General features: G+C 39.4%; 13 protein-coding genes and 1 pseudogene. 12 read left to right on the top strand and 2 right to left on the bottom strand.

Features of this window, described 5'->3' with window-relative positions:
- Positions 1-192 precede the first annotated feature (192 nt).
- The 10 genes and pseudogenes from DU53_RS03775 (at position 193) to DU53_RS03740 (ending at position 9848) form a co-directional block, all read left to right on the top strand.
- Entirely contained in the window at positions 193-1173 is a 981-nt protein-coding gene (locus DU53_RS03775) for an ABC transporter substrate-binding protein (protein WP_063727604.1), read from the top strand.
- Positions 1174-1217: 44 nt separating this feature from the next.
- Positions 1218-2864 carry an iron ABC transporter permease gene (locus DU53_RS03770; protein ID WP_063727602.1) on the top strand — a complete coding sequence of 549 codons (1647 nt, stop codon included), beginning with the start codon at positions 1218-1220 and terminating at the stop codon, positions 2862-2864.
- A gap of 24 nt (positions 2865-2888) precedes the next feature.
- Complete coding sequence (locus tag DU53_RS03765) at positions 2889-3929, top strand: ABC transporter ATP-binding protein (RefSeq protein ID WP_153020814.1); 1041 nt, start codon at positions 2889-2891, stop codon at positions 3927-3929.
- A 46-nt stretch (positions 3930-3975) separates the two neighbouring features.
- Complete coding sequence (locus DU53_RS03760; protein WP_063727601.1) at positions 3976-5142, top strand: MBL fold metallo-hydrolase; 1167 nt, start codon at positions 3976-3978, stop codon at positions 5140-5142.
- Complete coding sequence (locus tag DU53_RS03755) at positions 5139-6719, top strand: hypothetical protein (protein ID WP_063727599.1); 1581 nt, start codon at positions 5139-5141, stop codon at positions 6717-6719. Before DU53_RS03760 ends, DU53_RS03755 begins: the two co-directional genes overlap by 4 nt.
- Positions 6720-6993: 274 nt before the next feature.
- Positions 6994-7284, top strand: a pseudogene (locus DU53_RS11875) (transposase); the annotation flags it as partial.
- A gap of 97 nt (positions 7285-7381) precedes the next feature.
- On the top strand, positions 7382-7891 hold the full coding sequence (locus tag DU53_RS03750) for a prepilin-type N-terminal cleavage/methylation domain-containing protein (protein WP_063727597.1): 510 nt from the start codon (positions 7382-7384) through the stop codon (positions 7889-7891).
- Positions 7888-8262, top strand: a complete 375-nt coding sequence (locus tag DU53_RS03745; protein ID WP_082853798.1) for a type II secretion system protein — start codon at positions 7888-7890, stop codon at positions 8260-8262. Before DU53_RS03750 ends, DU53_RS03745 begins: the two co-directional genes overlap by 4 nt.
- Positions 8234-8407 (top strand): hypothetical protein, encoded by a 174-nt coding sequence (locus tag DU53_RS12255; protein ID WP_161484745.1) that lies wholly within the window; start codon positions 8234-8236, stop codon positions 8405-8407. The genes DU53_RS03745 and DU53_RS12255 overlap by 29 nt, the downstream gene beginning before the upstream one ends.
- Before the next feature lie 16 nt (positions 8408-8423).
- A complete protein-coding gene (locus tag DU53_RS03740; RefSeq protein WP_063727593.1) occupies positions 8424-9848 on the top strand; it encodes a hypothetical protein in 1425 nt (474 codons plus the stop codon).
- An 85-nt stretch (positions 9849-9933) separates the two neighbouring features.
- Here the strand turns inward: DU53_RS03740 and DU53_RS03735 are convergent, their stop codons facing one another.
- On the bottom strand, positions 9934-11073 hold the full coding sequence (locus tag DU53_RS03735; protein ID WP_082853797.1) for a radical SAM protein: 1140 nt from the start codon (positions 11071-11073) through the stop codon (positions 9934-9936).
- A gap of 382 nt (positions 11074-11455) precedes the next feature.
- Between DU53_RS03735 and DU53_RS03730 the strand changes: the two genes are divergently transcribed.
- Together DU53_RS03730 and DU53_RS03725 are read left to right on the top strand one after the other, a co-directional pair.
- Positions 11456-11818 carry a DUF952 domain-containing protein gene (locus DU53_RS03730; protein ID WP_063727590.1) on the top strand — a complete coding sequence of 121 codons (363 nt, stop codon included), beginning with the start codon at positions 11456-11458 and terminating at the stop codon, positions 11816-11818.
- A 359-nt stretch (positions 11819-12177) separates the two neighbouring features.
- Entirely contained in the window at positions 12178-12708 is a 531-nt protein-coding gene (locus DU53_RS03725) for a PH domain-containing protein (RefSeq protein WP_063727588.1), read from the top strand.
- A 57-nt stretch (positions 12709-12765) separates the two neighbouring features.
- Here DU53_RS03725 and DU53_RS03720 read toward each other — a convergent pair whose 3' ends face one another.
- Positions 12766-13203 (bottom strand): type II secretion system protein, encoded by a 438-nt coding sequence (locus tag DU53_RS03720; RefSeq protein WP_063727586.1) that lies wholly within the window; start codon positions 13201-13203, stop codon positions 12766-12768.
- Positions 13204-13280: the final 77 nt, after the last annotated feature.

Below are 13280 nucleotides of genomic sequence, written 5' to 3'. Positions count from 1 at the left end.
GAAGCCCAATAGCTTACTTGACTTTATAAATGTCCACGATTATTGATATCTCTTTCTTTCTCGCAAATAAATCCCAAAATCTTCTGCTACTAAAGGATAAGTCCGTGAGTTTTTGTTTTGGAATGAACCATTATGTTGGTATAATACACTTTTAAGTAAAAAAATGAATAAATGCAAAAAGGAGGAGGTACCATGAAAAAATTCTTACTGGTAATGGTCCTTGTGGTTCTTTTTGTAGGGATTGTTCACGCAAAAACCCAGATAACTCTCTACACATCAGTACCATCTGCAATTGTTGCTGAAGTTGAGAAAGCATTTGAAAAAGCAAATCCAGATATAGATGTTGTCGTTTGGAGATCTGGAACATCAAAGGTAACTGCAAAGATCTTGGCCGAAATGAAGTCAGGCGGAATAAAGGCCGACGTCCTGTGGACAGCGGATCCTTCGTACTACCTGTATCTGAAAGAGAAGGGCCTGCTTATGAAATACATCTCCCCAGAATCGGATAATATTCCCGCTGATTTCAAGGATAAAGACGGATACTTCGTTGGTACGAGAATAATGTCTGTAGTTATAGCTTATAACACCAATTTGTTGAGAAAATCGCAGGTTGTTAAATCATGGGAAGGACTTCTTTCATCAAAGTATTCAGGATCAATAGTTACAGCTTCTCCGCTCTATTCCGGAACGAATCTGGTATGGCTGTACAGCATGATAAAGCTCTACGGCTGGGATTTCCTGGAAGAATTGGGCGATAACGGTCTTACCATAGTGAGCTCCAACAAGACAGTTTCTCAAGAACTTGCCAACGGCTCTTACAAAGTTGCGGTCGTTCTAGATTACATGATCAGATCTTTGAAAGCGTCGGGTTCTCCTGTTGATCTCATTTACCCGGAAGCAAATAACATTTTGATATGGAGCCCGATAGGTATAATCTCAGAAACAAAACAAGCTGAAGCAGCAAAGAGATTCGTTGATTTTGTGATATCTAAGGAAGGACAGGAAATCCTTGTAAACTACGGGAGCTTGATACCTGTGAGAAGCGATGTAGCAATGCCAGCGGGAGCTCCAAAACTGGAAGATCTTCTGAAAAAGTCCTACAAGATAGATTGGTATGACCTGAGGGAAAGCACAGATGAAATAAAAGATACATTCTCTGATATATTCGAATGACAATACTGAAGGGGCTTTCCCCTTCTTTTTTTAGGTGATGAATCATGAAGAGACTAACATGGATTCTATTCATAATAGTGTTCATTTTGATAGCTGTTCCTTTGGTTTTATTGTTTATAGATAGTTTCCGCAGCGAGGGTGCTACTTTTACGTTGAAAAATTACACCGATACCTTTTCACGAAAGAGCAATGTAAGAAGCGCTTTGAATACCTTGAACCTAGCTCTTTTAACTTCGTTGTTTGCTACAGTTATAGGATCTGTTCTCGCCTGGATCGTGGCGAGAACAGATATTCCAGGAAAAGCGCTTTTGAAAACGCTTCTCATGATTCCTTATATGATTCCTCCATTCATAGGAGCAATGGGATGGATGTTTCTATTAGGAAGATCTGGTTATGTGAACAAAATATGGGAAGCCTTGTTTGGCCATTTCTTATTTAACATACATTCTTTTTCCGGACTTGTTTTAGTAATGACTATGTACATGTATCCACCTGTTTTTATAACGGTCTACACAGCTCTGGTCAACATGGACGCTTCCCTGGAAGAAGCGGGAAGGATATGTGGTGCGAGACTGTTCAGAGTGATGAGAAATATTTCGCTTCCTCTGGTTCTTCCGAGCATTCTGTCGGGAGCTCTACTCGTTTTTGCAATGTCCGCGGCGAACTTCGGTATACCTACTCTGATAGGGATGCCGGCAAGAATACATGTCTTGACAACAAGGATAATGTCTTACATAGCCTCAGGAACAGAGAGAGGTCTCAGTAGAGCTACTTCTTTATCTGTCATTCTGATAGGCATAGCAATCACAGGTTTGATCCTGAACAACATTTTAGTTTCAAAATCGAAATTCACAACAATATCCGGAAAATCCACAAGGCCTGCTGACATAAAACTTGGAAAATTCAAGATTCCTGTTGGTATTTCCGTGTGGATCTTTGTATCGATGGCTGTATTTCTCCCAATGTTTGCTCTGATTCTAACCTCTCTCTGGAAAGCATGGGGACTGCCTTTCAAAATGTCAAGTTTCACATTCAAAAACTACTACAACGTCCTTTTCGTTGATGCAAACACAAAAACAGCGATAGGAAACAGCTTCATTTTCGCTATCATTTCCGCTACACTCGTGACGATAATAGGGTCCCTCATAGCCTATTTCACCCAGAGGCAGAAAGGTTTCTTGTCGAAAACCATGGACATACTTTCAACTCTTCCGCAAGCCATTCCTGGAACTGCTTTAGCTGTCGCTATGATATTGATGTGGTCCGGAAGATTTGGTGTGAATCTCTACAACACCATGTGGATAATCATAGTTGCTTACACGGCGCGTTACATGTTCTTCTCAGTCAGGACAGTATCCGGAGCGGTGAAACAGATACACATCTCTTTGGAAGAGGCAGGGAGGTCTGTTGGGTCTAAACCACTAAAAGTCCTTAAAGATATAACCTTACCTATTCTCAAACCAGCTCTTATATCCTCCTGGGCACTTGTTTTTATGCCAACTTTCAGAGAATTGACGTTATCAATACTCCTCTATGGTCCTACAACAAGAACCATTGGGGTCACCATATATGAACTTCAAGAAGGCGGGGAATACCAGATGGCATCGGCTTTCGCTTCCATAGTTCTTATAATAGCGTTCTTCCTCCAGTTTGCGGTTAACAGGTATCTCTTCGGAAGGAGGAAATCCTGATGGCGAGTATTCGTTTGAAGAAATATAAAAAAATACTTTGGGAATAATTATGTCATAAAAGACCTGAATCTGGAGATACAGGACGGGGAATTCGTGACGCTCCTGGGACCTTCAGGATGTGGTAAAACCACTACTTTAAGGATGATCGCAGGGTTCGAAAATCCCACATCAGGTGAGATCTTTATAGGAAATAATCTGGTTTTTTCGAACCAGAAGGGTATAAATATCCCTCCCGAAGAGAGGAACATAGGGATGGTTTTTCAGAACTACGCGGTTTGGCCCCATATGAATGTATTTGACAACATAGCATATCCATTGAAAATCAGGAAAGTCCCTAAAGACGAAATCAAAAAAAAGATCGAAAGAATCGTGGAGATAGTTAAATTAAAGGGACTGGAAAAAAGATACCCGTATCAGTTGTCAGGCGGTCAACAGCAAAGGGTAGCTTTTGCAAGGGCCCTGGTTTACTCACCAAGTATTCTTCTACTCGATGAACCTCTATCAAACCTCGACGCCAAACTGAGGGAAGAAATGAGGTTTGAGATCAAAGAGATCCAGAGAAAACTCGGGATAACAGTCGTTTACGTTACCCACGACCAGGCAGAAGGAATGGTAATGTCCGATAGAATGGTCGTAATGAAAGACGGTGTGATACAGCAAATGGGGGAGCCACTTGAAATATACGATCGCCCAAAAAGCAAGTTTGTAGCTGACTTTATAGGGATCTCTAATTTCCTGAAAGGACAGGTTTTAGAAGCAAAAGACGATGTTGTTAAAGTTAGACTCAACGAACTGGAAGAAAAACCGGAGTTAGAGGCACTTTCCTCAATTGAAGCAAAAGATAAAGAGGTTACAGTGGTTGTAAGACCTGAAGATATAGTAATAAACCAGAATGCGAGTATTAAGGCAAAAATACTCAAAAGAACTTTCCTGGGAGACGTCATGAATTACATAATAGTATCCAACAAAGCGAAATTGAGAGTTGAAGCTCCCAAGTACCAAATTTTAGAAGAAGGTTCTGATATTAAATTCGACATAAAAAAAGCGGTTATTGTGGAAGATTAGAACACTCTTCATAAAAAATAGATTCTAATCTTTGGAGTTGGAATTCATGGTCTTAACAGCACTCGGTGGAAGTGGCGAAAAGGGTAGAGTTGGGTTTCTCTTAGAAGGGCATGGAAAAAAAGTTATTCTTGATTATGGTATCAAGAGAAGGTTATCCGGAAAAAAGCAGGATCTATATCCTTTAGAAGCAGTTGGCAAAGTGGATGCTCTCTATTTATCCCACGCACATCAGGATCATACGGGAGCGGTTCCGCTTCTCGAATTCAAAAATTTGCTCTGTTCAAAGCCTACCCTTTCGCTAATTAAGCATTATGTCTCAACATGGTTCAAAACAGCCAAAAACTATGGTCTGTTCATAGAAGAAGAAAGATACCGAAAGTTTCTCGAAAGGGATCATAAGATTTCAGATATGAACTTTACTGAAGCTATAACCTTTGAAATGGGAAAGAGTGGACATCTTGTTGGTTCAACATGGGTCAGAATCGAATGGGATGGTTTTTCTCTTCTATATACAGGGGATATGACACTCGATTCCCCATTGAATCATTTTGATCAACCAAAAAAAGCAGATATTCTAATAGTTGACGTAGCATACGGGACAAAAATATTACCACCCCGAGAAGGGATTTTGAATTTGCTCGATTCACTTAAAGGAAATAGAATTATTCTTCCTCTTCCGAGTGTTGGAAGATCTCAGGAGATTCTTTATACGCTCCTTCAAAACAAAATAGTACCGGTATTTGTGGATGAAAAGATATTGAAAGGATTCAAGATATTAAAAGATTATAGAGACTGGTTGAAGGTGAATCCGGAAATACCGCAACTCAACGCGAAGATTCCTGACAAATTTACGGATGGAATCTACCTGACCACAGACAGTATGATTACCGGAGGCACCTCACTAAGGTTATATGACTACTTAAAAAACGACGGAAAAACGTATTTTGTACTGACAGGTCACCAGGAAGAAGGAACCCCGGGTTGGAAAATGCTGAGAGAAAGGAATGAAAAATCCCTGGAATTCATATGGAAAGTTCATCCGGATTTCAACGATGTTTTGAAAATTATCGATGCGGTTAAACCATCATACACAATCCTTTTTCACGCAAATAGAGAAACCTCTCTTGAGGTTATAAAGGAATTGAAGAAAATAGGCATCAAATCATTTATTCTGGAAAAGGGAAACAGCCTGATTTTGGAGGAGATAATATGAATAATCATCTTGGAGAATGTCTTGCCAAAAAAGTGAGAGAATTGTATGAAAGAGGAGAAAATGATGGTGATATGAAACCCTTAGTAGCTTACATTGATGGAAAACCTTTTGGAAGGATAAAGGATGGCGATGCCGTAATATTTTGTTGTAAACGTGGGGAAAGGGAGATACAGCTTACCGAAGCTTTCGTCATGCCGGATTTCAAAGAATTTAAAGTAAAAAAATTTGACAAACTCGATTTTATAACCATGGTGAAATACGATGAAAGATTTAACAATGTGAAAATCGCTTTTGACTTTCCTCCGCTTGAAAACACTCTTCCAGAAATTGTGAGTAAACACGGACTGCGGCAGCTTCACATAGCTGAATCCGAGAAGTATGCACATGTAACTTTTTTCTTCAACGGAAGAAAAAGATCAAGTTTTCCAAACGAAGATGATGTTCTTATAAAGTCACCAGAAGTTGAAGACCTTTCTAAATATCCCCAGCTTTCAATTTATGAAATGGTAGATGAGTTGAAAAGCAGGATAGAATCTTCAAAATATGGCTTTATACTCGCAAATCTCGCAAATGGTGATGTTATAGGGCATCTTCTCGATATGAATCCCAAAGTTGAGTGTGTAAAACATTTAAGCAACGCCCTGGAGAGTATAGTCAATACCGCTTTAGAAAAAGACTATGCCGTTATAATAACGGCAGACCATGGCCTCATAGAACTCGGAATGAAAACTTTGAATCCTCCCATTCCTAACCCGGGACATACTACAAATCCGGTTCCATTTTTCTTGCTTCTTCCGGACGATAAACTTAAAATAAAGAAAAAAGGGGTACTTGGAAACGTTGCACCAACAATTCTGCAACTGATGGGATTGGAAAAACCCGAAGCAATGACTCAAGACAGTATGATTTTGGAAAAGCCTAAGAGAAGTTACAGGGTTTTACTTGTGATAATAGATGGATGGGGAATTGGTCCCGAAGATGAAAGGAATCCCATATACATAGCTAAACCTAAATTCTGGTACTATCTCTTGAACAATTATGATTACGCAAAACTGGGAGCTTCTGGAGAGTCTGTTGGGCTCATGCCTGGACATCCCGGAAACTCTGAAGCAGGACATATGAATTTAGGAGCTGGAAGGATTGTTATACAAGACGAAGAGATTATAGGAAAAAGCTTAAGGGACGGGACCTTTTCAGAAAGAAAAGCCTTTGTTGAGACTTTCGAAAGGCTAAATGAAAAAGGTGGTGATCTTCACCTGATAACTATGCTGTCTTTGAAAAGTTCCCATGGAACAATCGAGTATCCCCTTGCGCTCGTTAAAAAAGCAAAAGACATGGGGGTTAAAAACATTTACATTCACACAATTTTCAACAGGCATGGAGCAGAAAACACAACAGCAGCCGATCTTTTAGAACTGTTTGACGAAAAACTCAACGATTACGAAAACACTTTTATAGCAACATGCGTGGGACGAAAATGGGCTCTTGATAGAGATAAACATTATGACAGAACTAAAATTGCCTACGATGCTTTGGTTTTTGGAATAGGTAAAAAAGCTACATGTGATGAAGGTTAAGCTATTATAGCTCCCCTTTGCTGGAAGAAAATCAAAACTGCAAAATATGTTGTGATAAAGGGTTCATAACTTTTTCTAAATTAAGCTGATTTTTTCCGGAATCTCTTCCCGTTGTCCGCTCCGATTTCCGTTGAAATCCTAATCTTTAGTGCTTCAACCTACAAGCTAAACAATATCTCTTCGTTATTTTTTTCGTTTATGTTTGAACAATTTAAATAAACATCATTAAAGACAGAATGAGAAATCTTCTAACTTGTTATCTCAATTGGTCACAGCGGAAACCTGTGAAAGATTCATTTTCGGCTTGTTTAATTACCAGAAAAATCCACGAAGTCATTGGAAAAGGATAAAAACGATGAATATGCTGGAAAGGATAAATAAAGAACTAAAAAGGCGTACTAGAGTGGTATGAGCTTTTCCAAATGATGCGGCACTTTTGAGGTTGGCTGTTGCTATTTTGCTTGACATTAACGAAGAATGGTTACTTGGAAGGAGATATCTAAACATTGGAATCTTAGCCTGTTTTAGGATACAGGGATGTTTTTACAGCACTTTCTTGACATAGCAGGAAAGTGCTATAATTATTTAGGAAGTAATCATAAGACTAAGTCGTATATACGAATTCAGGGGTTGTTTTTCCCTGGAAATTGGTGGAGATATCGATGAAGAAATCTATTGGGAAGAAGGGATTCACTTTAACAGAAACGCTCGTAGCCTTGATTTTATCAACAATTATTATAACGACAGCGACATTGATTACCGGAAAGATACTTAAGAATGCCAACGCAATAAATGCATCTATAGAGCTGGAAGAGAATATCATTAATTTTCAAACATCTTTGCGTTATATCGTGTCCCGTCACTGGACGGGTTTGGCATCCATTACTGAAACTTCTGACACCATATACCTGAACATTGCTGTTCCATATGCAGGGGATGAGTCTTCTGAAACCCATTATGCCACACTTACCGCATTTATCTCTCATGATGCCGATACAAAACAATTGATCTTCTATTTTCCCGATTCTGATGGCAAACTAACGTCTAAAGTTATAGCTGAAAATATTGTTGATTTTTCGGTTTATCCCTACAACCAGTGGCTTTTTTTCAGTGCAACTTTTGAGTACAAGGGACTTTCAAAAACAATAAAAGGGACGGTGAAGTACTTCTGAAAAAAGGATTCACGCTCATTGAACTTATTGTTGTGTTGCTGATAATGGGAATTTTTATTTTGGCTGGACTTCCGTTGCTTGTGCATTACAAGAAACTGTCCAGCGAAAGTGTTCGTGCTGTGAACTTCCATGCGGCCGAAAAAATCGCAGAAGATTTTTTGAGAAATTCACCGTCAGCAGGAGCAGAGAGTGAAGATTTGCTAAATCAAATTTTTGAAGATTCGGGATTTAATAACGTTCGTGTAAGTGATATAACTGCTAAAAACATTGAAGGACTTGAAAATGTCATAGATTTTACGATCACGATTGAGGATTTGACTACAGGAAGGGAGGAATCCTTCCATGTTATTCGTTACTCATTATCAAAATAAGAACGGATTCATACTTCCAACAGTACTCATAATACTCGTATTCTGTTCTATCATCATCTACACTGTCAGCATGCAAGTAAACAGGGCTATGAATAGAATAGAAACTTTCAGAGCTATGTCTGGAAGTCCAAAATACGGCAGCTAACATTACAGAACTTGCTTTGGGATATCTGGTAAAGAATTACTTAGACTCAAGCTTCGAAGATGAATGGCAGGATTTTGACAAATTTGTAGAGTTTGTGAGTTCTCGAAGCGGACTCGAGGGAGATTACTGGAAGGATAGTCTGGAAAAGCTAACGGCGGAAGAATGCTGGGATCTCTCAAAAGAAAGTAATTTCACCGAACTCTTAGAAGAGTTGTCTTGGATAAATGGATATGATGTCGGTGCAGTGGTCTATAAACACGGAACAAGCAATTATATTGTTATAGGTCGGGCTAAGAAATCTGGTGTTGAAGGATATTCGCTGGGAATTGCGGTGGTGGAAAAAGAAAAGCTGTTTCCTGTACTCTCGTTTGGAACTATTGAAAGAGAATTTTCCGAGTTAAAATCAGCCAAAAGAGGTTATGGGGTTGGCAAACAAGTATTTACCGGTGATCTTTTGTACGGTCCCGTAACTGTACTGGGGAAAGTTGAGATAGCTAAAGGAAACGATCCTGCGAATATATTCATGCAGGGAATTGCTGCGCACGAAGTTGAATTCAGTAAGGGTTACGATTTTGACTATACTAAGATATCTACGCCTGTTGAAGCATATCTATCAGATCTCAGGGAAAAATATTTGGATGAGTTCAACAGTTACGAAAGCGTTGAGCTATATCTTGATAGCCCGATAGTTCCAGATCTGACCCCCACATCTGTCCTCGAAGTGTATCCGCCTTCATCAGAAGATCCGGTGTTAATAGAGTTTGATGGTGGAGAAATAAAGCTTGGAGCAAATGGACTCTCTTTGGTAACTATTCCAGAAAAAGATTTCGAGCTCAATATAAGAATACACGGTAACGCCGTTTTTGACTATAACATGAATACCACAAATCTCGATGCTCAAAAAGCACAGAAAATAGACGGGAATTTTAAGATCCTGGTTGAGGGTGATATTACGTTGCACTCTAATCTGATATATGATTCGCTCTACGCTGACTTCAACAACGGCAATGGTGGAAGTCCTGTAGTAAATCACGCGATAAATTCTGTAAAGGATTTTGTGGTAGGAATCTCGAGTAAAGAAATCGCCGAATCCCTAACGATTATTTCCGTTGGGGGGGATATAATCATAACTTATGGTCAAGGAGTTAGCGGGGAGGGAAATGCTTCTCACGGTGTCAGGGTATTGAACGGTCGTTTCTTTGCTTTGCCAGATGAAGATGGTGAAGGCGGCACATTTAGGTTTCCAGATATTGGAACCGTGCTTTCCGGCAACAGGACTTCTCAGCTTTTTGTAGTCGGATCTTTGATCGGTGAAAAATTTGGTGCTCCTGAAGATAATATTGACGAATATCTCAATATGCTTGTTGCCGTTTCAGATAGAACAGATAGCGATACATTATCTGAGAAAAAATTAAGATTCATCGGAATGAGAGTTTGGTAATAATTAAAATAAGTCCATAAAGTTTCTAACGTTCTCTTTCAGCTGACACCATATTGGGTCTATAAATGCATACGTTAACCATTCTTCAAATTGATGAAGCTTTTTTTGACCACGTGGAGTGAGATGGTAGATCATACTTGTTTTTTGACAGGTACCCCGTCAATCGAAGCGTTTCAAACAAAACTCGAAGCTTTTTAGACGAACCAGGAAAGAATCTGGACAATCTGGCAAAATCCAGTTTTCCTGCATAAAAAGCCCAAAAAGAGTAATATAGTGCTCCCTGTAAGCCTTTCAAATGGTACACAATTTCAATCGGAAGCTTTCCTTCTTCAAGCCTTTTTCTGTAGAGGTTCATTGAAAAGGTATTTACCGCAAAAATCTCCCCCGAAAAAGTTGAAGCGCTTAGCCCAAGACCAAGGTAGAACTCTCGCGCAACTGAAGTGTATCTTCCAACCAAATTTTTCTTTTTATAAGTCCAGAGAGTATCTCGCTCATAGCCATTCTTATCAGCAATCTCATCTAACCTATCGAAAATTTTCAACTCTTTTTTGCTGTTGTTCCGCGTGTTTCTGAATTTGGTACAGGAAAAACGCATCATAGGGTAAACGGAAATCTGCTGTGGCGAAAGTTTCATAATCTTCTCCAGATCAGATTGGATCTTTTTATCTGCAAAAGCCAACGGATCGAAGACTAAATCCACATCCACAAAATCAAAACCTGCTTTAATGCTATTTTCTAAGGCTAAAAAATTGGTTTTTGCACTGTATCCTCTACCGAAATGTTTTAAAACATCATCATCCAATGATTGAATACCTAGACTAATGTAATTAATCCCAGATTCCTTCATCTCTTTCAGTTTTTCTGAAGTTGCGTCAATAGGATGTACCTCCAGCGCAATTTCACCTATAACGTTATCCCTGAGAAAATCCAGTAATTCCTTCAAAAGAGTCAGGTCTCCCGAAGGAGTACCACCGCCTATATAAAGCGAGTTAAATCTTCTAGGTTCGTGAAGCCGGTATTCTTTTTTGACTAATCCCGCATACTCTCTAGCAAGAGCAGGATCATACTTCAACTTATGATAAGGACAAAAATCGCAAAAATGCTTACAAAAAGGTACATGGAGGTACAAACCAATATTTTCGGAAGGAAAAATATATCCCGTCAATTCTGTATTTTTTGAAGGTTTAGCTTTCGACTTAACGTACAGCTTAAGTAATTCAACCATAGGGAATTCTTCCTCTTTATAAATAATTCAGTGTAGTTATCCAAATTATACCTTAATAGTAAGCGTTCACCGAGTAATGAAGCCCAACAGCTTGCTTGATTCCATAAATGACCATTCGAAAGCCATGGACATACTCTCAACCTTCCGCAAGCTATTCCCGGAACCGCTTTGGCTGTCGCTATGATATTGATGTGGTCTGGGAGATTTGGAGTGAATCTCTACAACACCATACCTATTCTCAAACCGGCTCTTATATCATCCTGTAGCTTGCCTACGTGTCAGCGTACTTACCGGATCTTGAGTTTTTGGTATTATTGTAGAAATAGAATATATTCTGTCCCTTGTTTTTAAATGGATCATGCATGATGAGGAGGGTGGTACCTTGCATCTCATTTATCATATCGTTTCTGAAAAAAAGTGGAAAGAAGCTCTAGATAGAGGTATTTACCTTGGGGATACTCTTGAAACGGAAGGATTTATCCATGCATCCGAGATTGATCAGGTGATTGAAGTAGCGAACACTCTTTTTGCTGGCCAAAAAGGACTTGTGCTTCTTGTAATAGACAGGGATAAACTAATATCGCCCATAAAATACGAAGATCCGGGTAACGATGATTTGTTTCCTCACATATATGGTTCACTGAACCTTGACGCGGTTGTTGATGTTGTAAGTTTTGAACCCACAGCCGATGGTACTTTTCAGTTACCAGACGAAATAAGGCACGTAAATATGAACGATGAATAATACAGATTTGAGAACTGAAGACCAGAGAAACAGATACTGTGCGCTGCGAAACAGCGCACAGTATCGCAAACTTACAGAACGATCCTCCGTATTCCAGCATTAAAGCATTTTTCACCTCTCATTTTAAGAATTAAATGGCATATTTGACAGGAAACTGTACTATGTGATATAGTACAGAAGGCTATCGGGCGCTGGTTAAATACTCTGGTGAAGGAATACGCATGCGTGCTCTGCGAAACAAAAAGAGACATTAAGACACCACAGAATATAAATTCTAGGGTTTAGAAGTCAAAAATCCAAAGAATAAGAATTATTTCTAATATGGGTACATACTGTACCTAGCAAAGGAGGCAAATGGTATGGATCAATTTTTCGCTCTTGGGAGCACACACCTTGTAAATTTGATTTCTTACGGTGTTGTTGCTCTGCTTGCTGTGATGACCCTGGTTACCTTTTTTGTTACAAGTGATAAAAGGTTGAGGATTACCTCTTATATTCTTGGTGCAACAACGTTCTTTATGATCTGGCTTTTGATAGTTAATCCTTCTGGAGCCGGCGTTAAGGTTGGAGATGGGAAGCTTGAGGTTAATATATCGCGGGTCACAAAGATCGTTGTTAACAGAGAAGATGTGGTTTCCGCAAGAATTCTAGATTGGAAAGAAGTTGATGAGTATAAACCTGTCTTGAGAACCTTTGGAACGTCAGCCGGGGATTATCGAATTGGAAGCTTCAAATTGAAAAACGGTAAGAAGGCAAAAATAGTGGCAGTGGGAACAAAAGTTCTTGTTCTGGAGTTAAAAAACGAGGATTATATTCTTTTGCTTGCACCAAAAGATTTCGATGATTTCATAAGAGTTGTGAATGAAAGTTTTATAGAAATACCTTTGTAAGTATTGGAAAAAGAAAAAGCCTCCCATTGCGGGAGGCTTTTTTGTTACTTTAATTGATCAATAGACTACAAAGCTGAATTCGTAGAATACTGTTCCGCCAGTTGTGCTGTTAAGACCACCACTCAGGAAAGTGTAACCACTGGTACCTGGATCGGAATTTACCGCATCCTTCAGGATTCCCTGAACAGTGTTGAAGTCGACATCTTCTGTTGTGAATACTACGACTGTGTAATCTCCGGCGGACTCTGTATAAGCAACACCGTACTTGGTTGTGTCGATGTCTCTTCCAAGATCGCTGATGGATGATGGAGCTGCGCCATCAACATATGCCTTGTTCTCAAAGGAGCTAGCAAGTGTCTTCAGGTTCTGTGCAACCTTTGTAGCCTGTGCCTTCTTGATAGCATTCAAAGCAACCGGTGTGATTGTAGCGATTAACGCAGCGATAACCGCCAAAACGATCAAAAGTTCAACGAGTGAAAATCCTCTTTTTCTCATTTAATACCCCTCCTCTAAAAATTGAAATTTTTGCCTCGACTACCTATATACAAAACCGTGCCAACTGAAAAAACGAG

The organism is Kosmotoga sp. DU53, assembly GCF_001639905.1.
In the GTDB taxonomy this organism is placed as follows: domain Bacteria; phylum Thermotogota; class Thermotogae; order Petrotogales; family Kosmotogaceae; genus Kosmotoga; species Kosmotoga olearia.
Note: the sequence above shows the minus strand (reverse complement) of the source record. Positions and strands in the feature narration are given on the sequence as shown.